Source organism: Herbiconiux sp. FW305-C-125 (assembly GCF_058783455.1).
In genome coordinates this window covers 217,283-241,988 of sequence record NZ_JBYSYO010000002.1, presented here as the reverse complement: position 1 = coordinate 241,988, position 24,706 = coordinate 217,283, and the positions used below count along the sequence as shown (strand labels likewise).

26 protein-coding genes are annotated in these 24,706 nt (G+C 69.0%); 13 read left to right on the top strand and 13 right to left on the bottom strand.

Annotated features, from left to right (window positions below):
• Positions 1–6: 6 nt before the first annotated feature.
• The 4 genes from AC3WLB_RS08540 to AC3WLB_RS08525 all read right to left on the bottom strand — a co-directional run bounded on the left by AC3WLB_RS08540 (position 7) and on the right by AC3WLB_RS08525 (position 2,848).
• Positions 7–369, bottom strand: a complete 363-nt coding sequence (locus tag AC3WLB_RS08540; protein WP_022895452.1) for an RNA polymerase-binding protein RbpA — start codon at positions 367–369, stop codon at positions 7–9.
• 88 nt (positions 370–457) lie between these two features.
• On the bottom strand, positions 458–1,267 hold the full coding sequence (locus tag AC3WLB_RS08535) for a glycerophosphodiester phosphodiesterase family protein (protein ID WP_492505095.1): 810 nt from the start codon (positions 1,265–1,267) through the stop codon (positions 458–460).
• Positions 1,245–2,327, bottom strand: a complete 1,083-nt coding sequence (locus AC3WLB_RS08530) for an SPFH domain-containing protein (RefSeq protein WP_492505640.1) — start codon at positions 2,325–2,327, stop codon at positions 1,245–1,247. Before AC3WLB_RS08530 ends, AC3WLB_RS08535 begins: the two co-directional genes overlap by 23 nt.
• A gap of 20 nt (positions 2,328–2,347) precedes the next feature.
• The gene (locus AC3WLB_RS08525) at positions 2,348–2,848 is read right to left on the bottom strand and encodes an NfeD family protein (RefSeq protein ID WP_492505093.1); all 501 of its coding nucleotides are present in this window, start codon (positions 2,846–2,848) and stop codon (positions 2,348–2,350) included.
• A gap of 124 nt (positions 2,849–2,972) precedes the next feature.
• Here AC3WLB_RS08525 and AC3WLB_RS08520 point away from each other — a divergent pair, with 124 nt between their 5' ends.
• Together AC3WLB_RS08520 and AC3WLB_RS08515 are read left to right on the top strand one after the other, a co-directional pair.
• Entirely contained in the window at positions 2,973–3,746 is a 774-nt protein-coding gene (locus AC3WLB_RS08520; RefSeq protein ID WP_492505091.1) for an SDR family oxidoreductase, read from the top strand.
• Positions 3,743–4,237: an NUDIX hydrolase gene (locus AC3WLB_RS08515; RefSeq protein ID WP_492505089.1), complete on the top strand. Its 495-nt coding sequence runs from the start codon at positions 3,743–3,745 to the stop codon at positions 4,235–4,237. The genes AC3WLB_RS08520 and AC3WLB_RS08515 overlap by 4 nt, the downstream gene beginning before the upstream one ends.
• 2 nt (positions 4,238–4,239) lie before the next feature.
• On the opposite strand, the gene AC3WLB_RS08510 is transcribed toward AC3WLB_RS08515, so the two are convergent.
• On the bottom strand, positions 4,240–4,851 hold the full coding sequence (locus AC3WLB_RS08510; RefSeq protein ID WP_492505087.1) for an HdeD family acid-resistance protein: 612 nt from the start codon (positions 4,849–4,851) through the stop codon (positions 4,240–4,242).
• A gap of 187 nt (positions 4,852–5,038) precedes the next feature.
• On the opposite strand from AC3WLB_RS08510, the gene AC3WLB_RS08505 reads away from it, so the two are divergent.
• The 6 genes from AC3WLB_RS08505 to AC3WLB_RS08480 all read left to right on the top strand — a co-directional run bounded on the left by AC3WLB_RS08505 (position 5,039) and on the right by AC3WLB_RS08480 (position 11,018).
• Positions 5,039–6,043, top strand: coding sequence for a hypothetical protein (locus tag AC3WLB_RS08505; protein WP_492505086.1), 1,005 nt, complete (start codon positions 5,039–5,041; stop codon positions 6,041–6,043).
• A gap of 74 nt (positions 6,044–6,117) precedes the next feature.
• Positions 6,118–7,668 carry an efflux RND transporter periplasmic adaptor subunit gene (locus AC3WLB_RS08500; RefSeq protein WP_492505084.1) on the top strand — a complete coding sequence of 517 codons (1,551 nt, stop codon included), beginning with the start codon at positions 6,118–6,120 and terminating at the stop codon, positions 7,666–7,668.
• Positions 7,665–8,405 (top strand): ABC transporter ATP-binding protein, encoded by a 741-nt coding sequence (locus tag AC3WLB_RS08495; RefSeq protein WP_492505082.1) that lies wholly within the window; start codon positions 7,665–7,667, stop codon positions 8,403–8,405. The genes AC3WLB_RS08500 and AC3WLB_RS08495 overlap by 4 nt, the downstream gene beginning before the upstream one ends.
• Positions 8,402–9,625, top strand: coding sequence for an ABC transporter permease (locus AC3WLB_RS08490; RefSeq protein ID WP_492505080.1), 1,224 nt, complete (start codon positions 8,402–8,404; stop codon positions 9,623–9,625). Before AC3WLB_RS08495 ends, AC3WLB_RS08490 begins: the two co-directional genes overlap by 4 nt.
• Positions 9,626–9,770: 145 nt before the next feature.
• Positions 9,771–10,778, top strand: a complete 1,008-nt coding sequence (locus tag AC3WLB_RS08485) for an NAD-dependent epimerase/dehydratase family protein (protein ID WP_492505078.1) — start codon at positions 9,771–9,773, stop codon at positions 10,776–10,778.
• Positions 10,779–10,814: 36 nt separating this feature from the next.
• On the top strand, positions 10,815–11,018 hold the full coding sequence (locus AC3WLB_RS08480; protein WP_492505076.1) for a hypothetical protein: 204 nt from the start codon (positions 10,815–10,817) through the stop codon (positions 11,016–11,018).
• 94 nt (positions 11,019–11,112) lie between these two features.
• Here the strand turns inward: AC3WLB_RS08480 and AC3WLB_RS08475 are convergent, their stop codons facing one another.
• Positions 11,113–11,463: an ArsR/SmtB family transcription factor gene (locus AC3WLB_RS08475; RefSeq protein WP_492505074.1), complete on the bottom strand. Its 351-nt coding sequence runs from the start codon at positions 11,461–11,463 to the stop codon at positions 11,113–11,115.
• A gap of 102 nt (positions 11,464–11,565) precedes the next feature.
• Between AC3WLB_RS08475 and AC3WLB_RS08470 the strand changes: the two genes are divergently transcribed.
• Positions 11,566–11,976 (top strand): arsenate reductase ArsC, encoded by a 411-nt coding sequence (locus AC3WLB_RS08470; protein WP_492505072.1) that lies wholly within the window; start codon positions 11,566–11,568, stop codon positions 11,974–11,976.
• Positions 11,977–11,997: 21 nt separating this feature from the next.
• Positions 11,998–13,326, top strand: coding sequence for an FAD-dependent oxidoreductase (locus AC3WLB_RS08465; protein ID WP_492505070.1), 1,329 nt, complete (start codon positions 11,998–12,000; stop codon positions 13,324–13,326).
• A gap of 201 nt (positions 13,327–13,527) precedes the next feature.
• On the opposite strand, the gene AC3WLB_RS08460 is transcribed toward AC3WLB_RS08465, so the two are convergent.
• Positions 13,528–14,322: a hypothetical protein gene (locus AC3WLB_RS08460; RefSeq protein WP_492505068.1), complete on the bottom strand. Its 795-nt coding sequence runs from the start codon at positions 14,320–14,322 to the stop codon at positions 13,528–13,530.
• A gap of 268 nt (positions 14,323–14,590) precedes the next feature.
• Between AC3WLB_RS08460 and AC3WLB_RS08455 the strand changes: the two genes are divergently transcribed.
• On the top strand, positions 14,591–15,649 hold the full coding sequence (locus AC3WLB_RS08455) for a hypothetical protein (protein ID WP_492505066.1): 1,059 nt from the start codon (positions 14,591–14,593) through the stop codon (positions 15,647–15,649).
• Here AC3WLB_RS08455 and AC3WLB_RS08450 read toward each other — a convergent pair.
• A complete protein-coding gene (locus tag AC3WLB_RS08450; RefSeq protein ID WP_492505064.1) occupies positions 15,646–17,190 on the bottom strand; it encodes a SulP family inorganic anion transporter in 1,545 nt (514 codons plus the stop codon). The genes AC3WLB_RS08455 and AC3WLB_RS08450 overlap by 4 nt on opposite strands.
• Positions 17,191–17,259: 69 nt before the next feature.
• On the opposite strand from AC3WLB_RS08450, the gene AC3WLB_RS08445 reads away from it, so the two are divergent.
• The gene (locus tag AC3WLB_RS08445; RefSeq protein ID WP_492505062.1) at positions 17,260–17,637 is read left to right on the top strand and encodes a helix-turn-helix domain-containing protein; all 378 of its coding nucleotides are present in this window, start codon (positions 17,260–17,262) and stop codon (positions 17,635–17,637) included.
• A gap of 28 nt (positions 17,638–17,665) precedes the next feature.
• Here the strand turns inward: AC3WLB_RS08445 and AC3WLB_RS08440 are convergent, their stop codons facing one another.
• From AC3WLB_RS08440 to AC3WLB_RS08420, 5 genes are all read right to left on the bottom strand, one after another.
• Complete coding sequence (locus tag AC3WLB_RS08440) at positions 17,666–18,925, bottom strand: Dyp-type peroxidase (protein WP_492505060.1); 1,260 nt, start codon at positions 18,923–18,925, stop codon at positions 17,666–17,668.
• Positions 18,925–19,452, bottom strand: a complete 528-nt coding sequence (locus AC3WLB_RS08435; protein ID WP_492505058.1) for a copper chaperone PCu(A)C — start codon at positions 19,450–19,452, stop codon at positions 18,925–18,927. Before AC3WLB_RS08435 ends, AC3WLB_RS08440 begins: the two co-directional genes overlap by 1 nt.
• A 62-nt stretch (positions 19,453–19,514) precedes the next feature.
• Positions 19,515–20,105, bottom strand: coding sequence for a copper resistance CopC family protein (locus tag AC3WLB_RS08430; protein WP_492505056.1), 591 nt, complete (start codon positions 20,103–20,105; stop codon positions 19,515–19,517).
• Positions 20,102–22,219: a bifunctional copper resistance protein CopD/cytochrome c oxidase assembly protein gene (locus AC3WLB_RS08425; protein WP_492505054.1), complete on the bottom strand. Its 2,118-nt coding sequence runs from the start codon at positions 22,217–22,219 to the stop codon at positions 20,102–20,104. The genes AC3WLB_RS08430 and AC3WLB_RS08425 overlap by 4 nt, the downstream gene beginning before the upstream one ends.
• A gap of 194 nt (positions 22,220–22,413) precedes the next feature.
• On the bottom strand, positions 22,414–23,022 hold the full coding sequence (locus AC3WLB_RS08420) for a hypothetical protein (RefSeq protein ID WP_492505052.1): 609 nt from the start codon (positions 23,020–23,022) through the stop codon (positions 22,414–22,416).
• A 144-nt stretch (positions 23,023–23,166) separates the two neighbouring features.
• On the opposite strand from AC3WLB_RS08420, the gene AC3WLB_RS08415 reads away from it, so the two are divergent.
• A complete protein-coding gene (locus AC3WLB_RS08415; protein WP_492505050.1) occupies positions 23,167–24,681 on the top strand; it encodes a cell wall-binding repeat-containing protein in 1,515 nt (504 codons plus the stop codon).
• Positions 24,682–24,706: the final 25 nt, after the last annotated feature.

The window sequence follows — 24,706 nt, the reverse complement described above, 5'->3', positions numbered from 1 at the left end:
TGAGCGCTATGCGCTCTTCTGCGTGCCGCGGCGCGCCCGTAAATACTGCAGGCGCTCTTCGAGCAGCTCCTCGAGCTCGGCCCGGGTGCGGCGTTCGAGCAGCATGTCCCAGTGGCTGCGGGGCGTCTTCACGTCACCCTTGTCCACCTCGACCGGCTCCGAGCCGACCATGAGGATCGCCTCATGGCTGCAGAACCTGCACTCCCAGGTCTCCGGGGCCTCGGCTTCGGCCGAGAACACCATCTCGGTGTCACGGCCACATGTCGCGCAGCGGTACGTGTAGGTCGTCCGGGGCGAGAAAACCACGCCCTCTTCGCTCTGCAGGCTTTGTGCGCCCAGTCGCATTCCGCGCAAACTGCGATCTGCCATTGTGTGGTCTCCTCTCGCGTTGCTTCAAGAGTTATAAACCGCCTGACCGGCTGAAAGCTTTCCGCCTGGCCCTATTGCCAGTACTCTCTCAGCGAACCGTCGCGCGGAACTCCGCCGCGATCGGCAGCATGAGGTCGGCCCGATCGGTCACGATGCCGTCGACGCCCGCTTCGAGCAGGCGCCGCGCCACCCCGACGTCGTTGATGGTCCAGACGTGCACCTCGACGCCGCAGTCGTGCAGGCGCCGCACGACCCGCGGGGTGGTGGTTCGCAGTCCGAAGATCGTGAGCGGGATCTGCACGGCGTCCACCCGCCGCAGCAGGTGGCGCACGAGCGGGGTGAGGCCGAGCTTGGCCGCGAGGAGGGCGGGCACGAACTCGCCGGCCGACGCCGACGCCGCGACCCGCCGGCCACCGCTGCCATCGAGCCGGTCGACGGCGGCGCGCCGGCGCCGGGTCGAGAACGAGGTGAGCAGCACCCGGTCTTCGGCACCCGCCTCGGCGATGGCACGGGCAGCCGGGCCGGCGACGTCCTCGGATTTGATGTCGATGTTGAAACGGATGCCCGGATGCGCCGCCAGCACATCGGCGAGGGTCACGAATCGCACACCGCCGCCGAGATCGATCTCGAGCAGCTGCTCGAGGGTGAGGTCGGCGATCCGTTCGGCCCGGCCCACCAGGCGCTCGAGCGTTGGGTCGTGACTGGCCACGGCGATGCCGTCGGCCGATGCGTTCACATCCGTCTCGAGATACTGCGCACCGGCCGCCACCGCCTTCTCGAACGCGGCGAGCGTGTTCTCCGGAACACCGAGGGCCAGGCCGCGGTGCGCCAGGATGCGGGGGAGCGGCGGCTGGAACCAGCCGCCGGCCCGCTGCTCAGCCCTGCTGCGGGTCGGCACCGGGGGTGCCCGTCGCCGGCGCATCGGGTTGGGGCGGTGCGGGCAGCGTGGCGGCGGCGTCGGCCGCAGCGGAGGCCGCGGCGGCCGCCTGCACGGCAGCCCCGGCCGCCTGAGCGGTCTCTTCGGCCAGCCGACTGGGTTCCGGCGCCGCCGCATCCGCCCCGCCGTGGCGCTCGGCCAGACCGGGAGCCGCGGCGCCACGCTCGCCGAACGCCTGCCCGATTCCCTTCAAGGCTTCCGTGAGCTCGCTCGGGATGACCCAGAGCTTGTTCGCGTTGCCCTCCGCGATCTTCGGCAGCGTCTGCAGGTACTGATAGGCCAGCAGGAGGTTGTCGGGCTCGCCGCGGTGGATCGCGCCGAACACCGTGGTGATGGCCTCGGCCTCACCCTGGGCGCGGAGCACCTGGGCCTTGGCGTCACCCTCGGCCCGGAGGATCTCGGCCTGCCGGTGACCCTCCGCCTCGAGGATCTGCGACTGCTTGGTGCCCTCGGCGGTGAGGATGACGGCGCGGCGCTCCCGCTCGGCGCGCATCTGCTTCTCCATGGAGTCCTGGATGGAGGCGGGCGGATCGATCGCCTTCAGTTCCACCCGCGAGACACGGATGCCCCACTTGCCGGTCGCCTCGTCGAGCACGATGCGCAGCTGCCCGTTGATCTCGTCACGGCTGGTCAACGCCTCCTCGAGGTTCAGGCCACCGACCACGTTGCGGAGGGTGGTGGTCGCGAGTTGCTCGACGGCGCCGAGGTAGTTCGCGATCTCGTAGGTGGCGGCACGCGCATCCGTCACCTGGAAGAAGACGACGGTGTCGATGGAGACCACCAGGTTGTCTTCGGTGATCACGGGCTGGGGCGGGAAGGAAACCACCTGCTCGCGCAGATCGATGAGGGGGCGCAGCCGGTCGATGAAGGGCACCAGGATGTTGAGGCCCGGCATCAAGGTCTTGTGGTAGCGGCCGAGGCGCTCGACCACACCGGCGCGCGCCTGCGGGATGATGCGCACCGAGCGCGCCACCACCACCAGGACGAAGATGACGATGATCGCGATGACGACGATCAGGATGACCTGCCCGACGATGTCGTTCACAGGGTGCCCTCCTTGTGCTCGGTGTACTCGGTCGTTCGCTCCGCCGGCACGACGACCGCGGTGGCGCCGTCGATCGCGGTGACCAGCACGCGCTCACCGCGCCGCAGGTCGCGTGCTTCGGTGAGGGGGGAGATCCGCGCCGTCCAGGTGTCGCCGTTGGCGAGCTTGACCTGACCGCCGGTGGCGGTGACCTGATCGACGACCAGCCCCTCGAGGCCGAGCAGCGCATCCACGTTGCTGCGCGACGGATCGCCGCCGCGTTTGAGCAGCCGCAACAGCGGAGGCCGCAGCGTGAGCAGGAGGAGCAGTGACAGCACCGCCGCCACCACGATCTGGATGTACCAGGGCGCGCCGAAGACCCCGGCGATGAGCCCGCCGAGGCTGCCGATCGCGATCATGAGAAAGGTGAACTCGAGCGTGAACATCTCGATCACCACGAAGAGGAGGATCAACCCGAGCCAGATGATCCAGGCGTACGAATCGAGGAAGTCGGTCATCGACTGTCTCCTTTCGGCGTCGATCGGCTGTGCTTCGACGCTATCAGGCTTCCGCGGGGGCGCGGGTGGAGTATCGGCTACTTGGTAGTCTCGGAGGGTTGTTCTCGATCCCTGAGGAGTCGCCGTGCCCAATCCACTCGCCCCCGGTTCGCTCGCTGGCAAGCGCGCCCTCGTCACGGGATCCTCGCGCGGCATCGGAGCCGACACGGTGGGGTACTTCGCCGAAGCGGGCGCCTCGGTCGTCATCAACTACCGCAACAAGGAGGCGCGGGCGGCCAAGCTCGCGAACAGCATTCGGGAGGCCGGCGGCACCGCACTCGTCGTGGGCGCCGACCTCACCGACCCGGCATCGGTGGCGGCCATGTTCGACCAGGTGCAGGCCGATCTCGACGGCCTCGACATCCTCGTCCTGAACGCCTCCGGCGGCATGGAGAGCGGCATGGCCGAGGACTACGCGATGACGCTCAACCGGGATGCGCAGGTGAACCTGCTGACCGCGGCGTTGCCCCTGCTCGCGCCGGGGTCACGGGTGGTGTTCGTCACGAGTCACCAGGCGCACTTCATCCGCACCACCGAGACCATGCCCGAGTACCTGCCCGTGGCGCTGTCCAAGCGCGCTGGCGAGGATGCGCTGCGAGCCATGATCCCGCAGCTCGACGCCGCGGGCGTGGAGTTCGTTGTGGTGTCGGGCGACATGATCGAGGGCACCATCACGGCCACGCTGCTCGAACGCGCGAACCCGGGTGCGATCGGCGCCCGCAAGGAGGCCGCCGGGCGGCTGTACAACGTGAGCGAGTTCGCGGCCGAGGTGGCGTCCGCGGCCGTCGACCCGATCCCCGAGAACCACACCCGTTACGTGGGCGACGTCTCCGACTTCGGGCCGATCGAGGGCGAGTGAGCGGCGAGGCCGACGCCGCCACGGCGGCGGGGACGGTCATCCGCAAGTCGCGGGTGCTGGTGCTCGACCACGCGCGCCGCACGCTGCTGTTCTTCACACGAGCGGATGTCGCGACGAATCCGACCCGATGGCTGACGCCGGGCGGTCACCTCGAGGCGGGGGAGACCCATCTGCGGGCGGCCGTGCGGGAGCTGTTCGAGGAGACCGGGCTCGTGGTCACCGAGGAGGAGGTGGGTGACGTCTTCTGGTCGCACGACTTCACCGGGGAGCCGGCGGCCGGCGTGTTCCGGGAGTACCACGAGGAGTGGTACCTGCTGCGGGTGCCTGGCTTCGTGCCGGTCGACACCTACTGGACCGACGACGAGCGCGTCGACGTGGAGCAGTGGCGCTGGTGGTCCCTCGACGAACTGGCGAGGACGACCGACTCCGTGGAGCCGGTCGTCCTCGTGGAGCTGCTGCGGCGGGCGTTGGACACGCCTTTGCAGCGCTGAGTTCAGGCGCGCGTGGCGGCCTTGGGGGCGCGGCCGAGCATGAGGGCCGTGATGGCCGCCATGATGCCGGTGACGATGAGCAGGATGCCGGCGAACAGCACCAGGATGCCGATCGACTGCAGCGGCAGGAAGATCACGACGATGCCGGCGACCACCGAGATCACGCCGAGGATCGTGCCGAACCACTGCGAGGAGTCCTTCGCGGTCTCGATGACGGCGAGCACGCCCTCGATGATCCAGGAGAACCCGATCACGAGCGCCAGGGCGAGCAGCGACACGACCGGGTTCCGCACCGCGACGACGCCGGCGAGGATGAGCAGCACGCCGAGGATGATGTTGAGCGCTCGGATGCCGCCCGTGACCGTGTTGTTCACGATGCCGGAGACGACGCGCATGAGCCCGACGATCCAGAAGTAGATCGCGAACAGCCAGGCGATCGTGTACACGATGGCGTCGGGGTTGTTGAACGCGAGCACCAGGATGACGATGCCGAGCACGACCGAGAGGATGGCGCGCACCCACAGGCCGCCTTTGAGCCAGCGGGCCGCGGTGGCCGTGATGTCGGCGTCGTGGAGCCAGAACCCGAGCGGGTTCGAAGCGGTGGGTGTGGTCATGGTGTTCCCCCTTGGTGGGTGCCTTGCGGCGCTGTGTTCTGTCGAGCTTCAATCTAGCGCCTGCTATCAGTGCGGTGGGAGTTCGCCGTGAGCATTTCCGCCCATCGTGCGCGATGTCTGCGGTATCACCTAACCTCCTGACGAGCAATACTCACTTCACCTCGGGGGTGCGGGCGGAAAGGCAGTCATGACATCGGTTCGCAATGGTGCGTCAGTCGCATTGGGTGCGGTCCTCCTCATCGTCGGTGTCGCCGGATGCGCGGGGCCGGGGGAGGCGGTCGATCCCTCCGACGGGGCCGGAGGCCCGAACAGTCCGCTGGCGAAGTACTACTCGCTGGTGTACTCGCCGCTGGAGCAAGGCGATATCGATCGGCAGAACGCTGAGGTGCAGTCGCGGATCGCCTCGTGCATGAAGGAGCAGGGGTTCGAGTACCAGCCCGACTCGCAGAATGCCTCGTTCATGGTTGCCGATGACAGCGGACTCGACTGGTCCAGTGAAGAGTTCGCGACCACCTACGGCTACGGCATCACCACGGATCCGTTGGGCGTCAACGACCGGACGGATGATGGTGGGCAGCAGCACAGCGACCCGAACGCCGAGTACACCGGCTCGCTGAGCGAGTCCGAACTGGCCGCCTACAACGACGCGCTCTGGGGGCCGACGCCGGAGGAGACACCGGCTGGTGAAGCTGCCGAGTACGACTGGGCGAAGGGCGGCTGCAACGGCAAGGCGCAGCACGAGGTCGGCATGGGCAGTGGCGCCGAAAGCGATCCGGAGTTCGCCGACCTGATCGAGCAGATGAATTCGTTGTACGGCGAGGTGCGTTCGGCGCCGTCGGTCACCGCGAAGGAGCGCGCCTGGGCCGACTGCATGGCGGATGCCGGCTACGCCGGATTCGTGCACAAAGACGATGCACCGGCCGCCATCAGCGACGCGTACAGCGCGCTGATGTCCCCGCCGGACGAGAACGGCGCCACCAGTACGTCGGCACCCGACGCCGACCCGGATGAGGTGAAGAGCCTGCAGCAGCGCGAGATCGCGCAGGCGACGGCCGATTTCGGCTGTGCCCGGGACAGCGGGTACGCCCAGACCCTGGCCGCCGAGCAGCACCGCATCGAGCAGGCATTCGTCGATGAGCATCGGGAGCAGCTCGACGCGCTGGTCGCGCGGTACGGCGGCTCGCAACAGTGAGCGAGCAGGATGCCCCAGGCGGTCCGCCCGGGCGGCAGCCCACGGCGCGGTCAGGTCGTTCCGGTCACCTGTCAGTGCCGGACCGACTGCGGCGGTTCACGCGGGGTCCACGGCTGCTCGCCCTGCTCGCGGTCGTCGCCATCGCCTCGCTGGTGCTCGGCATCGTGCTGAGCCGGTTCGTCGAGTCGCCGGCGCAGCGAGCGGCGGATGCGCAGGCGCCGTCCGCCGGTCCGGTGACGGCGCCGATCGAGAAGCGCGTCATCCAGAACACCGTCACGACGCGAGCTGATGTGACCTACGCCGATGCCGTCGACGTCAAGGTCGACACCACTGGCCTGGCCGGTCCCGCTGTGGTCACGGGGCACGTGCCCGAGGTCGGCGCGGCACTCGACGCCGGCGCGGTGGCGCTGGAGATCGCCGGCCGGCCGCTCATCGTCCTCCCGGGAGAGCTTCCGGCCTATCGCACGCTGCATGTGGGTCTGTCGGGCCCTGACGTGGCACAGCTGAAGGCCGGACTGACGGCACTCGGCATCGACGTCGGGGACGGCGCGGCTGATCTCTTCGATGCGAGCACGGCGGCAGCGGTCGACGCGCTCTATCGCAAGGTCGGGTACAGCGCACCCGCGTCGAGCCCGGAGGCCGACCGACAACTCGCGAGTGCCAGAGAAGCCGCGCGGTCGGCGTCGGCAGCGGTCGATCAGGCGGTTGCGGCTCGTGATCGCGCCGCACACGGGCCGGCCGGCTCTGCGATCGTCGAGGCGGACAACGCGGTGCGTCAGGCTCAGCGCGAACTCGACGTCGCACTCTGGCAGGGCTCCGATGAGCTGGAGATCGGCCGGCTCCGAGATGCACTGAGCCTCGCTCAAGCGCGCCGGGCTGAGCTCGGCGAGCCCGTCGACGTCTCCGCCGAGCAGGCGGCCGTCGACGCGGCGCGCGGTCAGCTCGCCGAGGCCCAGAACACCGTGGCTGAAGCGGAGACCGCTGCGCTCACCGTATTGCCGGAGTCGGAGGTCGTGTTTCTCACCTCGCTGCCGCGGCGCGTCGACAAGGTGGAGGCGACGCGGGGCTCGGTGAGCACGGGAACCGCGCTCACGGTGTCGGGCGCTCAGCTGGTGCTCGCCGGTTCGGCCTCGGAAGACGACGCGAAGCTCCTGAGGAGTGGCATGTCCGCCTCCTTCACCTCGGTGGATGGCGCGGAGTTCACGGCCACCGTCGGCTCGGTGCAGCCGCATGAGGCCGCCACCGGGTCTGACGGACCGACCGCCGGCGGGAAGCGTTACGACGTGGCGCTGGCCCCTCAACCGCTCGACGACGCCACGGTGCAGCGCTTGCGCGGTACCAACGTGAAGGTGGGCATCCCGGTCGAATCGACGGCCGGTGAGGTGCTGGCTGTTCCTGTCGCGGCGCTGAGTGCCGGTTCGGGCGGCGAGAGTCGGATCGAGTTGGCGCCGGATGCGGGCCCAGAGTCCGGTCCTGCTTCGGGCCCGGTGGTCGGCACGGATGCGTCAGCAGGAGCCGGCGACCTCGTGGCGGTCACGACCGGGCTGTCTGCCGGAGGTTACGTCGAGATCCACTCCGATGACCCCCGGGTGCGGGCCGGCGCGCGGGTGGTGGTGGGCCGATGACGATCGAGCGGCCGCTTCTCGACCTGCGCCATGTGACACGCTCATTCGCATCCGGAGGAGGAGTGGTCACGGCCCTGTCCGACGTGGTGCTGAGCGTGGCGCCGGGCGATCACCTCGCCATAGTCGGCCCGTCGGGCGCCGGCAAGTCGACCATGCTCAACATCCTCGGCCTCCTCGACCGGCCGTCGACGGGGGAGTACCTGTTCGACGGCGAACCGACCTCGCGACTCAGTGAACGTCGGCGTGCGGCACTGCGCGCGACGCAGATCGGTTTCGTGTTCCAGGCCTTCCACCTGCTGCCGGCGCGAACGGCGCTCGAGAACGTGCAGCTCGCGTTCCTCTACGGGGCGGTGCCGCGCGGCGAGCGAGTGCGTCGTGCCCGGGCGGCGCTCGACCGGGTGGGCCTCGCTCATCGAATGAGCTTTCTCCCCGGCCTGCTCTCTGGCGGCGAGCGGCAGCGTGTCGCCATCGCCCGAGCGGTGTGCACGGGCCCGCGTCTCCTGCTCGCCGACGAACCCACGGGAAATCTCGACCGGGCGAACTCCGATGCCGTCCTCGGGCTGTTCGACGAGCTGAACGCCGATGGCCTCACCCTGGTGACGATCACCCATGACCAGCGCGTGGCCGATCGGGCGCGGCGCCGCGTGCGCATCGAACAGGGTCGTGCGACGGAACTGCCGCGCACCCCAGACGCCACAGCACCACCGTCGGTTGCGGTCGAGGGGGCGGCGTCGTGACGGGTTCGACAACACGCTTCGGAGCGGGTGATCTGCTGCGCGAGACGGTGATCGGCGTCTCGGCGAAACCCTCACGACTGGTGATCAGCGTGCTGGGTACCCTCGTGGGCATCGGTGCACTGGTCACCACGGTCGGGCTGGGGCAGACCGCGGCCGGGCAGGTGGCCACCCGCTTCGATTCGGTCGCGGCGACGCATCTCTCGGTGGCCCCCGCCACGGCGGCCGGTGCGGACGGCAAAGATCACGCCACGGCGAGCATGCCGGCCGACGCGCTCGATCGCCTGGACCGGCTGCCCGGCGTGGAATCGGTGGTGCTCCTGGCCGACGTGACGTTCGAGGGTGCCATCACCGCGGTGCCGGTGAACGATCCCTCGGCGTCGACCCCCGCGCTGCCGCCGGTCGTCGCGGCCTCGGGCGAGCTCCTGGATGCTCTCGGCGCGACACTGGCCTCCGGCAGGATGTTCGACCGCGGTCACGAAGGCCGCGGCGATCGCGTTGTGGTGTTGGGCGCACACGCGGCCGCGAGTCTGGGCGTCGGCTCCGTGGCGAGCAGCCCGTCGATCTTCATCGGGGATGACGCGTACACGGTGATCGGGGTGCTCGAGTCATCCGTCCTCGAACACGGGCTCGTGGATTCGGTCATCTTGCCGCTGACGACCGCGCGCCGCGACTTCCGGACTGCCGCGGCCGATCGTGCCGTCCTCAGGATGACGGTGGGTGCGGCCGGCGTGGTCGCCCACCAGGCGCCGATCGCCCTCTCCCCGAACTTGCCGGAGGATTTCACCGCCGCGGCGCCGCCGTCGGGCGCGTCGCTGGAGGGCGACGTGCAAGGCGACCTCGACATCGTGTTTCTCCTGATCGGCGTGATCACGCTGCTGGCGGGCGGTCTCGGCATCGCGAACGTCACCCTGCTGGGCATCGCCGAGCGTCGCGGCGAGATCGGCTTGCGTCGTGCGCTCGGGGCGTCCCGTGCCCAGATCGCCCTGCAGTTCCTGGGTGAATCGCTGGTCGTCGGAACTCTTGGCGGGCTCATCGGGGCGGCGGCTGGAGTGCTTGCAGTGGTGGTCGTGTCGCTGGCGCACGGGTGGACGCCGGTTCTCGACCTCGGAATCGTGCTCGCAAGCACCGTCTCAGGTGGTGGCGTGGGGCTGGCCGCCGGCGCGGGGCCCGCGCTCCGCGCTGCGCGGATCGAACCGGCCGACGCCCTACGGGACGTGTGATGGGCTGCCGGAACGGGCATCCGTGTTCGGCCGGCGTCTGCACAGTGCCGTCTGCACGGTGCTGTGCGGCAGGCGTTGCGGTCTGGCCGGGGCGGCGTAGCGTCGGCGGGAGAGCGGGTGACGGGCATCCGGCGAGAGGCGGACCATGCGCGTGGTCGTGGTGGGTGCCACGGGGAATCTCGGCACGGCGTTGCTCCGCCGACTTGCCGCGCAACCGGATGTGGAGGTCGTCGGCGTCGCGCGGCGGATGCCGGCACCCGAAGCCCCGTACGCCGCGGGGGAGTGGCGCGCGATCGACATCGCCGAGCCGACCGCCGACGGCCGCCTCGATGCCGCCTTGCAGGGTGCGGATGCCGTGGTGCATCTCGCGTGGCGCCTGCAGCCGAACCGGCATGAGCGCATCCTGCACGAGACGAACGTCGTCGGCACCGGACGGGTGCTCGACGCGGCGGGGCGTGCGGGGGTCGGACAGGTCGTGGTGGCGTCGTCGGTCGGCGCGTACAGTCCCGGGCCCAAGCGCGGGCGCGTGGGGGAGTCGTGGCCGACGGGTGGGATCCACACCTCGCATTACGCCCGGCACAAGGCCGTGAACGAGCGGCGACTGGACGAGTTCGAGCGTCGGCACCCGTCGACCGTCGTCACGCGGGTGCGACCGGGGCTGGTGTTCCAAGCCGACGCGGCCGCGGAGATCGCGCGGCTGTTCGTGGGGCCGCTGGTGCCGAACAGGGTGCTCGGGCGGCTGCGGATGCCGGTGGTGCCGCTGCCGAGCATCCTGATCTCCCAGGTGGTGCACGCCGACGACGTGGCCGACGCGATCTGGCGGGCCCTCGAACGCTCGGCGGGCGGCGCCTTCAACCTCGCGGCGGAACCGGTGGTGACGCCCCAGGTGCTAGCAGCGGCGCTGGGCGGCCGTGCGGTGCCGTTCCGTCGCTCGGTGCTGCGCGCGTTGGTGTGGGCATCGTGGCGGGCGCGGTTGCAGCCGTCCGATCCGGGCTGGGTCGACATCGCGACGAGCGTGCCGGTGATGTCGACCGAGCGGGCCCGGGCGGTGCTCGGCTGGGCCCCGACGGTGTCGTCGACGGATGCCCTGCACGAGCTGCTCGCCGCGCTGGCGTCGGGCCACGCCAACCCGCCGTCGGCGCCGCTTGCGTAATGCCGGCAATTGTTCACATAAACTGAGGAGAAATCAATGCCTGATGACCGGGACAAGTCGGCAATCGGTGAGCGTCTCACCGGCAAACACGATCCGAATGATCCGGACGGCCTGCTGACGCTCGACGACGTCGCGCCGCGCACCGCGCCGGTCGAGCGCGAGACGGCGAGCGACGAATATCCGCAAGCACCCGGCCGGCACAAAGCCACGCCTCACCAGCAACACAACACGCCGATCTGACGCTTCCGGCCCCGATCAGCAAGCGCTGATAATGCACATTATGTCAATACAGGCGAAGGCCGGCGCTCGAACGCGTCCCCGATTGCCGCGTAGATCAGATCGTGGGCAGGAGGCCCGCAACTCGGTCGAGGGAACCTGGGACGAGCCGGTAGTACGCCCACGTCGCTCGCTTCGAGCGGGTCAGGAATCCTGCGTCGACGAGGACCTTGAGATGATGCGACACCGTCGGCTGTGAAAGACCGAGCGGCTCGGTGAGATCACAGACACACGCTTCGCCGTCACCGTGCGCGGCGACCATCGAGAGCAACCGAAGCCGGGCCGGGTCGGCCAACGCCTTCAATGTTCGTGCGAGAACCTCCGCCTCCCCCGCGGGCATCGCCTCGCGGCCGGCCGGTGCGCAGCAGGCGGTGACCTCGGTCACAGGCAGCACTTCGGTGGCGGTCATGCGCCCAGCATCTCACAAACATTGACAATCGTCGATGTTTGTGGGCAGACTGCCTTCATCGATCCTCTTCGATGCATAACCCAGTCCCGACAAGGATGAGTCATGACCGCTGCCCCCACCGTTCTCTTCGTCTGTGTTCACAACGCGGGCCGCTCGCAGATGGCCGCCGGTTACCTGCAGGCCCTCGGCGGCGACCGGGTGCAGGTGCTGTCCGCCGGCAGCGAGCCGAAGAACGAGATCAACCCGGTCGCTGTCGCCGTCATGGCCGAGGAGGGCATCGACATCGCGTCGAACCAGCCGAAGATCCTCACCACCGAGGCGGTTCGCGATTCGGATGTGGTGATCACCATGGGCTGCGGAGACACCTGTCCGATCTTCCCCGGCAAGCGCTACGAAGACTGGGACCTCACCGACCCGGCCGGCCGGCCGATCGAGGAGGTGCGCCCGATCCGCGACGACATCAAGGCCCGGGTGGAGCAGCTCCTGGCCGAGATCCTCCCGGCCAGCGTCTGAACAACCGGTGACACCGTGACGATGACTTTGACCGTCCCGCCCCGCAGCGTCGGCTCACGTCTGGCGGGGCTCCCGGTTGCGGTGATCGGCGCCGGCCCCGTCGGGCTCGCGGCCGCCGCGCACCTCCTCGAGCGAGGCCTCGACGTCGTCATCTTCGAGGCCGGCCCCCAACCCGGCAGCGCGATCGCCGAATGGGCCCACACTCGCCTCTTCTCCCCCTGGACCTATCTTCTCGACCCGGCGTCCGTCCGACTCCTCGGGGCGGCCGGCTGGAGCGCCCCGAACGGCGATCGCTCCCCCACCGGCGCCGAACTCCTCAACCGCTACCTCACCCCACTCGCCCACACTCCAGCCCTCCAGCCGCGCATCCGCCTCGGCAGCCGCGTCACGGCCGTGTCCCGCCAGGGCATGGACCGCACCCGCTCGACCGGCCGGGCCGACACGCCGTTCCTGCTCCGGGTGGAGCACCACGGAACCACCAGCGACCGTCTTGCCCGCGCCGTGATCGATGCCTCAGGCACCTGGCGCTCCCCCAACCCGCTCACCGCGGCCGGCCTCGTCCCGACCAGCGGTGCCGATCGGATCGTCACAGGGCTGCCCAACGTGCTCGGCCATGACCGCGACAGGTTCGCCGGAAAGCGGGTGCTCGTCGTCGGCGCCGGACACTCCGCCGCGAACACGCTCCTCGCTCTCACCGCACTCCCCCACACCGAGGTCTCCTGGGCCATCCGCAACCGCACAGCTGCGCGTGTGTTCACCGCCGCCGACGACCAGCTTCCCGACCGCGCCTCCATCGGACAACGAGTCGACCAGCTCGTCGCCACCGGCCGCATAGCGCTCATCGACCAGTTCGAGATCGACGCCATCGACGAGGGCGGCGACCGCGTTCGAGCGGTCGGACGTCGCGCCGGCATTTCGTTCGCCGTCGATGCCGATGTGATCGTGAACGCAACCGGCTTCCGGCCCGATCTCGCGCTGCTCCGGGAAATCCGGTTGGGTCTGGACGACATCGTCGAAGCACCCCGCGCTCTCGCCCCACTGATCGACCCGAACCTGCACTCCTGCGGCACCGTCCCGCCTCACGGCGTCGCCGAACTCACCCATCCCGAGCCGAACTTCTTCATCGCCGGCATGAAGTCCTACGGCCGCGCCCCAACCTTCCTCCTCGCCACCGGCTACGAGCAGGTGCGATCCATCGCCGATGACCTCGCCGGCAACCACGCGGCGGCCCGCATCGTCACCCTCGTCCTCCCCGAGACCGGTGTCTGCTCCACCGCCCCGACCGACAACGGATGCTGCAGCACGCCCGCCGCTGAAACAGCCACGATCGACTCCTCCTGCTGCCGATGATCACTCGCCTTCGGGCTCCGGAACCCTCGGATGGGACGCGGTCGAGGCCGTTTATCGGGAGGGAATCGCGACCGGCGATGCGACGTTCGAAGCCGAGCCACCGCGCTGGGACACTTCACCCTCATCCGCCCGCGGCTGCCGCATCGGAGGCCGCACTTCTCGACGCGTTCATAACCCGGGCCGACCAGGCTGACTAATGCGTCAACTCGCGGCGAGGTCGGGGCCACGGAATTGCTGGAGCGAGCCGCCGGCGATGTACGACACAAATGGTTGCAGAATGCCCGAACCCGATGCGCCGCTACCGCGCGCGATCGTGAAGAGCTTGAGTCGGGGATCATCGCTGTAGTAATAGTTCACCGAGCCGAAGGATGCCGAAGAGAACGTCATAGTCGACATCACGTTCGAGTAGCTCCCCTGGAATGGTGCCTGGATGATGAACGACGCCGGGGACCCGAAGCGATACGGTCCGGGGTCGAAGGCCAGAGTAGCCTGCCCGCCTGGTGCCAGCGACGGGACGCTCCACGACCACTGCGCCTGCGAGGGGTCGTTCCCCGAGACGGGCCACTCCACGGTCAGGGGCGCGCCGACCGTCTGCCCTGACGCGGCGGCGATCACCGTCACCGAGCCTTCGGCGACCTCGGCCGTGGAGATGGTCACGAGTGCGCCGGGCGAAATGTCTCCAGGTGTCAGCGTGCCGGAGTAGACGAAGGTCACCACCGACTCGGAATCGACACCTTTCGCCCATCCTGCACCGAGCACCGCGACGTTCACCTGCACCCCGACGGGCTGAGTCACGGTGACGGTCACAGAGTTCAGGGTCTCGGCAGTCGAGTTCGTCACGGTGAGCGTCGCCGAAGTCATGCGCACACCCGTGGCGGGAACAGATGCGATGGAGGTCGACCAGGCGGCCGTGGGCGCGGCATCGGTACTGGCGGCCGCCGACGGTGCCGCGACGGCCATGACCACCACAGGTGCGGCCCAGGCCGCTCCGAGCACCGTTCGTCTATCGATGTGTCCTGTCACGTGCCCCGGTCCCCCGTCGAATCTGTGCGGCCCCGCATGAGGCGACCTTGGAGTCAAGCGTATCGGTTCCGTGAATACGGCTCACTGCGAGTACTCCCTCATGAGCCGGGTCGAGCGGCTCGGTCTCGCGCGGCACGCTTTACTTGCATGACTGCAAGTGTCGTAACGGTTCGCTAACGGTCCGTCCGCTAACGAATCGAGCTGCCTAGCCTGGAATCACGCCGACGCCGCCCGCATCGACGTGACCTCGTTCAGCGACCCGGACGCGCTCGACGCAGCGGTGCAGCCGCATCCGGAACCGGCGCGCCTGGGCGAACCGATCGCTGCGGTCACCGATGGCTCTGCTCCGGAAGCGGCCGCCATCGTCCAGGCGGCAGGCGCCACCCTCGTCGAGCAGTCGACCCCGGGCGACATCCTCGCCGCCCCGGACGTCATCAGTGCTCTCACCCGCCTGCAGCCCGTCAGCGCCGTGCTGATCGGCGGGTCCTACACCGACCAGCCGGCCCTCGACTGGTCGGTGAGGGCCGCGATGACCGGATTTCAGCTCACCGGCGGTGGTCAACGTCTGTTCGGCAGCCACCGCTTTGTCGCCCTCTACGGCGTGCCCGAGGTTCCCGTCCTCGGCATTCTCGGCGAACAGGGCGTCGCCGCCACGATCGCTCGCGCCCGTCAACTCGCCGGCGAGTACGCCTCGCTCTCGGACCTGCCCGTCGTGCCGACCCTCGAGATCATCGCCACCGTCGCCGCCGGCGACGCAGGCCCTGATGGGAACTACTCCAACGAACTCGACCCGGCCCGGATCATCGACTACATCGACGCTGCGTCCGACGCCGGCGCGTACGTCGTGATCGACCTCCAACCAGGCCGGTCCACGTTCCTCAGCCAAGCACAGGCGTACCAGGCGCTCCTCGAGCGTCCCAACGTCGGGCTCGCCCTCGACCCCGAATGGCGCCTCGGCTCCGACCAAGTCCCCCTGGAACAGATCGGCACCGTATCCGCCGACGAGATCAACGCCGTGTCCAACTGGTTGGCGAACCTGATCGACGCGAAGGGGCTCCCGCCCAAAATGTTCGTTCTGCACGAGTTCCGCGAATCCATGCTCACCGACCGTGAACGGATCGACACCAGCCATCCCGAGCTCGAGTTCCTCGCCCACGTCGACGGCCAAGGCGCCCAGCCGGAGAAACAAGCCACCTGGCACGCCGTGCTGGCCGCCCCGCCGGATGGGGTGGCGCGAGGACGGCCCCGCCTGCTCCCCACAGCCGGCCGTGGGGTGGCGCGATGCTCGAACGATGCCTAGTGTCCGCTGCCGAGCTTTCCGGCGAGGCGGCCGTGGAACTCGGTGCTTGCGTCGTTGAGTCCCTCGAACACGACGTGTTTGCCGTGCTGTTCGTACTTGGTCGTGATGGCGTCGAGGGTGGCGACGGTGGAGGCGTCCCAGATATGGCTGTTGGACATGTCGATCACGACATGGTCGGGGTCGCCGGCGTAGTCGAACTGGGTCGTGAGGTCGTTCGAGGAGGCGAAGAACAGCTCGCCGTCGACCGTGTAGTGAGCGGTCGGAACGGGATCGTCTGCTCGCACGTCACGCGTGACCGAGGCGAAGTGCGCGACGCGGCGGGCGAAGATCACCATTGCCACGACGACGCCGACGATCACGCCGATCGCGAGGTTGTGGGTCGCGACGACCACGGCGACGGTCGCGACCATCACCGCCGTCTCCCCCACGGGCATCGCCTTCAGGGTCGACGGCTTGATCGAGTGCCAGTCGAAGGTCGCGACGGACACCATGACCATCACGGCCACGAGCGCGGCCATCGGGATGATGGACACGACGTCGCCGAGCACCACGACCAGAATCAGGAGGAACACGCCGGCGAGGAACGTCGAGATGCGGGTGCGGGCACCGGATGCCTTCACGTTGATCATGGTCTGACCGATCATCGCGCATCCGCCCATGCCGCCGAAGAGGCCGGAGAGCACGTTCGCGGCACCCTGACCGAGTGCTTCGCGGGTCTTGCGGGAGTGGGTGTCGGTGATGTCATCGACGAGCTTCGCCGTCATCAACGATTCGAGCAGCCCCACGACCGCCACGGCCGCGGCGAATGGCGCGATGATCGCCAAGGTCTCCCAGGTGAAAGGCACGTTCGGGAGGAACAGCGACGGCAGGCTGCGGGGCAGGTCGCCCTGGTCGCCGACGGTCGGGACGTTGAAGGCGAACACCGAGGTCGCGGCGGTCAGGAGCACGATCGCCACGAGCGGTGCCGGAACGACCTTCGTGATCTTGGGCATGAACACCATGATGAGGATGCCCACCGCCACCAGCGGATAGACCAGCCAGGTCACTCCGAGCAGCTGCGGGAGCTGCGCGACGAAGATCAGGATGGCCAGAGAATTCACGAACCCGACCATGACGCTCCGCGGGATGAACCGCATCAGCTTCGCCACCCCGAGCACCCCGAAAAGGACTTGGAAGATGCCCGCGAGGATGACGGTGGCGATGAGGTAGTCCATGCCGTAGTCCCGCGCGACCGGCGCGATGACGAGGGCCACGGCGCCTGTGGCGGCGGTGATCATCGCGGGCCGGCCGCCCAAGAACGCGATCGAGACCGCCATGACGAACGAGGAGAACAGCCCCACCGCGGGGTCGACGCCGGCGATGATGGAGAATGAGATCGCCTCCGGAATGAGAGCGAGGGCCACGACCAGGCCGGCGAGCACTTCGCGAGTCAGGATGCGCGGCGACCGGAGCGCGGTGAGGACGGATGGGTCAGGTCGGTAGCGGTTCGGGGAGTCGCTGTTCTGGGAGAGAATCAAGGGAGCTTTCTGAGACGGGGCCATCCGTGGATGAACGGTGTTGTATCCAGAAACCTACCCTAACGTAAGAGTCGAGTTAACGAGAGAGCGCGCATGGAATCCGAGACGACCCGGCCGATGATGCACATCGGCGAGCTGGCCGAGCGGACCGAGTTGTCGCTGCGCACCATCCGTCATTACGACGAGATCGGTCTCTTGAAACCGTCCGGGCGTACGGAGGGCGGATTCCGCCTCTACACGGAAGGCGACTACGCCCGGCTCATGCTGATCCGGCGCATGAAACCGCTCGGTTTCCCGCTGGAAGACATGAGCGAACTGCTCCGCATCATCGACACCCTCCAGCACGAGGGCGGCTCGGAGCTGCGGGAACAGCTTGAGCAGTTCATCGACCGGGCGGTCGAGCAACGCGTGAAGCTGCAGCACCAGCTCGACATGGCGGACGAGTTCATCAGCCTGCTCCGCAGCCAGTAGCACGCCTCCGGGTGGTCGGCACACTCGCTCAGGACAGAAGGGTGTCGCCGATGAACCCGGTCTCGGCGCACCCGGGTGGTATCGCGAACACAGCGGACCCGATCGGGGTGATCCACTCGTTCAGCAGATCGAGGTCATCAAGCCGCTTCTGGATGGGCACGAACTGCTTGTCGACATCGGCTGGATAGGAGCCGAAGAGGAGACCCGAGTTGGAGACACTCCCCGTGGTGGGGGCTTCGTCGTAGTTGTAGCCGCGGCGGTGGATGCGCTCGCCCGGGTTCTCGGAGCGGGCCCGGCGGATGTGGGAGAACTCCGGGATGACAGGAAAGCCGATGGGCGTGACGGCGTGGAAGTCGGGTTCGTCAGTTTCGTTCCTGCCGGTCAGGGGTGCGCCGTCCGCGAGGCTGCGTCCGACAGCCTGTTCGCGGCCGGAGCGGTCCAGCAGGTCCCATTTGTCGAGATTCATGTGGATGCGGCGTAGCACGAACGACGTGCCCCCGGCCATCCATTCGGGGTCGCCGTGAGACCAGACGAGCTGATCGAAGTCGGCGTCCTGGGTCTGCGGGTTGACGGTGCCGTCGACCTGACCGAAGAGGTTCCGCATCGTCGTGCCTGGCTCCTCTGATCCGGCTGCGCGGCGGAATCCCGCTTGGGTCCAGCGGACGATGCCGAACGAGCGGCTGTCCTTCACGAGCATCCGGGTGGCGTGTGCGACGGTGACCGGGTCGTCGGCTGCGACGATCATCAGGAAGTCACCGCCGGTCCAGGCCTCCTCAAGCCGGTCGACGCCGAACGCGGGCAGCGGCCGTAACCACGACGGCGCAGCGCCTTCCGCCCGCGACACGAATTCGGGGCCGAACCCGAACGTCACCGTCAGGCGTGCCGGGATCGTCGCCAGTTCCGGCTCGGAGTCGGCGAGAGCGTGCCGGCCCTGGGAGAGGCGGGCTGCGTCGTCGGTGAGGATCTGCATCATCCGGGTCAGGGCTGCCCGATCGGTGGAGGCAGCGAGGTCGAGGGCGATGTGCGTGGCGTGCGATTGCGGGATGACCGCGACACCCGCTTGGTGCGTGCCGTAGAACGGCACCGTCCCCGCCCCGTTCACCACCGTTTCGACGGGTGGTGCCACCGCCACGGTGGGTTGCTGGGTGGCGAGCATGGCTGCGCCGGCCGCGGTGGCCGCGCCGAGCCCGGCGGCGGCACCCCCGAACAGGAGATGCCGCCGGCTCAGGCCGCGACCAGCCCGCTCAGCACCATGATCCGGTGCGGAGTTGTTCTGATCGCGGGTCATCAGTTCCCCATGTCCATGTCGCCGCCCTCGTAGGTCTCGTTCGCGCCGGTGTAGTCCTTCGCCGGGGCCGTGAACTCGTATCGGGAACCGTCTTCAAGGGTGAGGGTGAATGTCACGTCGGTGCCGGCCGCGATCGGCGCGGTGAGGCCCATCAGCATCAGGTGGTTCCCGCCGGGCGCGAGCTCGAGGCTACCGCCGGCCGGGACGGTGAAGCCGCCGTCCTTCTCGCGCATGACCATCGCGCCGGACTCGTTCTCGACCGTCTCGTGCAGCTGCATCGACGTGGCGGCTGCGGACTCGACGGCGGTGACGACCAGGTCGGAGTCGCTGTCGTTCTCGAGAGTGCCGAACGCAGCCGACATGCCGCTGTCGGCGGCCTTGACCCAGGCATCCTGGATGCTCAGGCTGTCCGCTTCCGGAGCCGCGGTGCTGGTCTCGGCGGCAGTGGTCGTGCCGGAGCATCCGGCGAGAGTGAGCATCGCTGCGGCGGCGAGTGCCGTGATCGTGGTCGCGGTGCGGAACTTCATGATGGTTCTCCTTGTCGTGCTTGCGGTGTCTTCTCGGGTGCCCGGCACGGGGTGCCGGGGGTTCATGGGGTGACCTTTCGGCGACGGATCAGGGTGACGACCAGGGCGTAGAACCCGATGCCTGCGGCGGCTCCGCCGATCGCCCACGCGACGACGCCGAGACCGCCGAGGCCGGGGGGCATGGACGCGGTCGCAGCGGCAGTCGGTGTCGACGTCACCTCGATGTCGTTGGTGGAGGGTTGCTTGTCGGGGGTGAGAGGGGGGCGGATGGTGTCGCCGATGGTGAAGTCGATGACATCCGAGATGGGATGCCCGTCAGCGGAGACGATTCGCCACCGGACCTGGTACGCCCCGTCCGGAGCGCCTGCGGTGACGGGTTGGGTGACAGTGCCGCCGTTCAGCGTGAGGGGGCCGTCGGCCCAGTTCTTCCCCGCCGCATCCGCGACCACGACGACGCCGCCGAGGTCGAGCACGTCGTCGGAGAACTGCATCGAGATCTCCGACGGCGCTTCGGCCATCAGCTGCCCTTCCGCCGGGGTGGAGGAGAGGAGCTGATCGTGGGCGGTCGCGGTGCCGACTCCGGCGGTGAGGGTCAGCAGCAGGGCCGTGGCCGCGCCGATCGCGGCGAGCATCCGGGTGCGTGGGCTGGTCACAGGTTGTCTCCGGTTCGGTCGTCGACGGCCGCAAGGTCGGCGTCAGGGGAAATCGGGCGATTCGGTGTGGTGCGGGTGTCTCGTTCGGCGAGGACGGCAAGGCGGGCGTTGTAGGCGGCGAGGTCGGCGTCGCCGTCACGGTCGGCTTTCCGGTCGAGGCGCTTGGCCGTGCGCTCGTCCGACCGCACCCACTGCCGCACCACGGCCAGGGCGACCAGCACCACGGGTATCTCCCCCGCACCCCAGGCGATGCCACCACCCACCCGCTGATCGGCGAGAAGTATCGGGGTGTCCGTCAGGCCGAGGGCGCGCCACCAGTCTTCCGCGAGCACGGTGGTCTGGCTCATGATCGCCAGCCCGAAGAAGGCGTGGAACGCGAGGGTCGCAAGGAGCAGGATCAGCCGCATCGGATACGAGGGCCGTTCCGGCCCGGGGTCGATACCGATGAGCACGAAGAAGAACAGATAGCCGGCGGCCAGGAAGTGCACGGTCATGATGAAGTGCCCCTGGTGGGTCTGCAGTGACCACTCGAACCAGCCGGTGTAGTAGAACGCCACCAGGCTGCCGGCGAACAGTACCGCAGCGACGATCGGATTGGCGAACAGCCTCAGCAGTGGTGAGTGCACCAGGAGCAACACCCACTCCCGGATGCCTCGACCGCCGTCCTGCCGGGTCGGAAGGGTGCGGAGGGCGAGGAGGACGGGCCCGCCGAGCACCAGCAAGGGCGACACGACCATCATCAGGGTCATGTGCTGGATCATGTGAGTCGAGAACGACACGGCCCCGTACACGCCCGGGCCGCCACTCGTCGCCCAGATCAGGGCGGCGCAGCCGGAGAGCCACGGGACGGTCCTCCCCCACGACCAGGTGTCGCCGCGCCGGCGCAGCCGCACCACCGCGGCGACGTAAAGCCCTGCCATGGTGCCGGCGGCAGCGACCCAGAACCAGTCGACATGCACCGCGGTCAGCATCCGCCAAGCCGTCACCGGCGCGGGCCAGTCAAAGCCGAGCAACGACTTGCGGATGTCGATCGCGGCCAAGGACTCCTGCGACACCGGCGGCGCGCTCCGCGACAGCCCGACCGAAACGCCGATGGCGATCGCCATGAACACGATCTCGGTGATCGCGAGTCGTACGAAGCCTCGGGTGCGTGTCGGTTCACGGACAAGGCTCGGGATGATGCGAACCCGCTGCCATACCCCCGCGACGCCGAGGCCGGTGAGGATGACGATCTTGACCGAGATGAGCGCCCCGTACGGCGTGGTCAGCAGCTCGACCGGGGCGTTGAGTCGGAGGGAGGCGTTGATGGTGCCGGAGAACGCGACGAGGAGGAACGCCCCGAGCGCCATCGTCGAATAGCGCGACACGACCCGGGCGGTGTCACCGGCAAGGCGCTTGCGGAGCAGCACGAGGGCGATGAGACCGCCGACCCAGGCGGTGACGCCGATCAGGTGCATCGCGAGGGAGTCGACGGCGTTGGCGTGTTCATCCGATCCTGCTGCGTGACCCGAGAGCGCGAGCGGTAGCAGGGCGAGAACGGAGACGACGGCAGCGAACCCGATCGCCGTCACCCGCTTCGAGAGCACCAGCGCGACGAGCGCCAGCATGATCAGGGCGATCGAGGCCAGCAGGGATTGGCCGAGCTCGATACCCGTGGCGAAGAACCAGAACTGCGGCCAGAACCGGGGCTCGGTCACCGGGATCGCGACGGTATTGGCCGCCGTCAGGATCAGCACTGCGATGCCGGCCAAGGCCCACAGCGACGCCGCTCTCGCCGCCCACCGGGCAGCCGTCCACTGCGTGAACGACGCGATCCCGGGCACCTGAGTCTGTCCGGGGAGGGCGAACGCTGCGATCAGGAGCAAGCCGACCGTGACGCAGGCAGCCGCGTCGTGCAGAACCCGGGCGATCGGGAGTCCGCGCGTGACCAGCACGCCGGGATCGATCAGCAGCAGGTCGTTGAACGCATTTGTGAAGACCATTCCCGCCAATGCCGCACCGACGGCCAGCGGGACACCCACCAGCAGCACCGCTTCGACGACCCCGACCCGGGGAAGATTCAGCGTGCGCGGCTCGCGTAGCTCCTGGTCTTCGATCGTCGATTGCTCGACCACGAAGAACACATCCTTTCGCCGCCCCCGTCACCGGGGTCGCGGCAGCACCCACCCCGACACGGGGGCGGCAGCACACCGGTCGAGCGCAGAGACGCCGCCGAAGCATGCCGAATACGAACCCGCACCACTCGCGCCCACAGCAACTGCTGACTGCGAACGTGCGCAGGCATCACCGGGGCGAGGTGCAGGAAGAATCAGAAGGAGAGAGCGTGTACGGGTGGGCCGCGGTGCCGCAACGACGACAGCACCACCCCGAGGTCGTCCCGGAAGGTCCTCCGCGACACCACCGGGACTCGTACGGCGACGCCATGGGACACGACCGGGATGAACACCAGCCGGCCCAGGAGCACGGCGGCGAGCTGCTGGGTCGCTGTCGACAACGCGCGCCACAGCTCGCGCTCACCACGCCACAAGAAGACGATCGTCACGACGGCAGCGACCGCGTGGCCTGCCCACATCGCGCCGCTGGAGTGATCCATCTGCGTGGCCGGACCCGCCGCGGCACCGATCACGATGGCGCCGTGGTGCCCGTTCTGGGTCATCGTCACGGTCGAATCCCCGCCGAGGGAGAAGACGAGATGGAAGAAGAACTGACTGACGGTGACCGCGATCGCGATCCGCGGCAGGCTCAGACGCTTTCCGACCACCGCGATGCTGGCCAGGAGTGCGAAGGCCAGGGCGATCGCAGTACCCGCCGATCCGGGGGCGGAACCGCCGGCTGCGATGTGCGAGAACGCGGCGACGAACACCGCGATCGACGCGACGAGGCCGCCGCGCGCGACCCGCGCCCACCTCGACGTCATCTCGAATCCCCTCGCTCGACGTCCAGCCTAGCTGAGGCAGGCATCGGCGCCTGCCGGCATGCCCTTGAAAGTGGGGCTGCCGGAGCGGGGCCGCGCCCGATAACTTGGGCAAGCTCTCTGCTGTTTCCCGGAAGGAACCCGTCTGTGTTCAGAACCACCGCATCCGTCGCCGCTTCGGCTCTCGCCGTCGTGGCCCTCGCGCTGATCGCGCCGACGTCGGCTTCGGCTTCCGCCTCGGCCGCCGGGGCCGTCGGGGACAGCGCCGCGACGGTCCCTGCGGCGCAGGTCGCGGACTCGAACGGGCCGCGGCCGATCCGGTACGCCCCGCCGCCGACGCTCGGGCCGAGCGGCTGGAACGGGCCCGAGATCACGAACCTCGGGATCACGGCGACGAGCGGGGGGTTCACGGTCGACTTCGACTACGCCTCCGTGCCCAGCCCCACCATCCCGAACACGTACTACGGCGGGCTGGTCACCCTGCTGGTCGACTACGGCGACGCCACGACACCGGTGCGGCCCGCTCCCGTCGTCGGCGGGCCGCCGCTCGTCTACGACGAGCCCGACCTGACTCTCGACGCCACCTCGTCGACCAAGCAGACCGGCCACTTCACGAAGAGCTATGCCATCAACCGCGCCGACCCGCTCGTGGTGGCCCTTTACACGGCCACCGGATGCGACCCGTCAGACGGGCCGGTCGGCTGCGGCGGCGGCGACCACCTGTTCGCCTCGGCCGTGCTGACCCCGCCCTCCGGGCCCGACCGGGTGGCCGGAGCCGACCGCTTCGAGGTGGCGGTGAACATCTCCCGGCGCGCCTACCCGAGCGGCGCCTACACGGTCTTCGTCGCCACCGGCGCGAACTACCCCGACGCCCTCTCGGCCGGGCCGGCCGCCGCGCGATTCAACGCTCCCCTGCTGCTCACTCCGGCGGATGCGCTCCCGAGCGGTGTGCGCGACGAGATCGAACGGCTGCAGCCGGGTCGCATCGTGGTGGTCGGCGGCCCGAATTCGGTGTCGAACGCTGTGCTGGCGCAGTTGAAAGGCATCCAGCCGAACACTCTGCGCATCGATGGCGCCGACCGATTCGAGGTCTCCCGCACGCTGAGCGAGTACGCGTTCGGCGGCAACACCCAGACCGCGTATGTGGCCACCGGCGCGAACTTCCCCGACGCCCTCAGCGCCGGCGCGGCCGCGGCGAACTCCTACGGCCCGGTGGTGCTCGTGAACGGCGGCGCGAGCAACCTCGACGCGGCGACGATCGCCACCCTCACGACCCTCGGCGTGAAGAACGTCGTGATCGCCGGTGGTCCGAACTCGGTCAGCCCGGGCATCGAGTCCGCTCTCGCCGCCGTGTCCGGCATCACCTCGGTGGTGCGCGACGGCGGCGCCGACCGTTTCGCCGCCTCGGCCAACATCAATCTCCGCGCCTTCCCGACGGCCGGCCGGGCATTCCTGGCGACCGGCCTGAAGTTCCCGGATGCACTGGCAGGCTCCGCCTGGGCGGGCGCCATCGGCGCGCCCCTCTACGTGGTGAACAGCAACTGCGTCCCTCAGGTGACTCTTGCGGCGATGAGCACCCAGGGTGTCACGCACGTCACGCTCCTCGGCGGAACCGCGACCCTCACCACCTCGGTGGAGTCGCTCACCGCCTGCGCGTCGTGACCCGGGCCACCGGGGTCGGGTCGGC

Coding starts and splice junctions, on each gene's coding strand:
- AC3WLB_RS08475 (WP_492505074.1), bottom strand. CDS start 11,463: ATGACCGCCACCGAAGTGCTGCCTGTGACCGAGGTCACCGCCTGCTGC.
- AC3WLB_RS08505 (WP_492505086.1), top strand. CDS start 5,039: ATGACATCGGTTCGCAATGGTGCGTCAGTCGCATTGGGTGCGGTCCTC.
- AC3WLB_RS08480 (WP_492505076.1), top strand. CDS start 10,815: ATGCCTGATGACCGGGACAAGTCGGCAATCGGTGAGCGTCTCACCGGC.
- AC3WLB_RS08510 (WP_492505087.1), bottom strand. CDS start 4,851: ATGACCACACCCACCGCTTCGAACCCGCTCGGGTTCTGGCTCCACGAC.
- AC3WLB_RS08525 (WP_492505093.1), bottom strand. CDS start 2,848: ATGACCGACTTCCTCGATTCGTACGCCTGGATCATCTGGCTCGGGTTG.
- AC3WLB_RS08465 (WP_492505070.1), top strand. CDS start 11,998: ATGACTTTGACCGTCCCGCCCCGCAGCGTCGGCTCACGTCTGGCGGGG.
- AC3WLB_RS08470 (WP_492505072.1), top strand. CDS start 11,566: ATGACCGCTGCCCCCACCGTTCTCTTCGTCTGTGTTCACAACGCGGGC.
- AC3WLB_RS08440 (WP_492505060.1), bottom strand. CDS start 18,925: ATGACCCGCGATCAGAACAACTCCGCACCGGATCATGGTGCTGAGCGG.
- AC3WLB_RS08495 (WP_492505082.1), top strand. CDS start 7,665: ATGACGATCGAGCGGCCGCTTCTCGACCTGCGCCATGTGACACGCTCA.
- AC3WLB_RS08450 (WP_492505064.1), bottom strand. CDS start 17,190: ATGGCCCCGTCTCAGAAAGCTCCCTTGATTCTCTCCCAGAACAGCGAC.
- AC3WLB_RS08485 (WP_492505078.1), top strand. CDS start 9,771: ATGCGCGTGGTCGTGGTGGGTGCCACGGGGAATCTCGGCACGGCGTTG.
- AC3WLB_RS08420 (WP_492505052.1), bottom strand. CDS start 23,022: ATGACGTCGAGGTGGGCGCGGGTCGCGCGCGGCGGCCTCGTCGCGTCG.
- AC3WLB_RS08445 (WP_492505062.1), top strand. CDS start 17,260: ATGGAATCCGAGACGACCCGGCCGATGATGCACATCGGCGAGCTGGCC.
- AC3WLB_RS08435 (WP_492505058.1), bottom strand. CDS start 19,452: ATGAAGTTCCGCACCGCGACCACGATCACGGCACTCGCCGCCGCAGCG.
- AC3WLB_RS08540 (WP_022895452.1), bottom strand. CDS start 369: ATGGCAGATCGCAGTTTGCGCGGAATGCGACTGGGCGCACAAAGCCTG.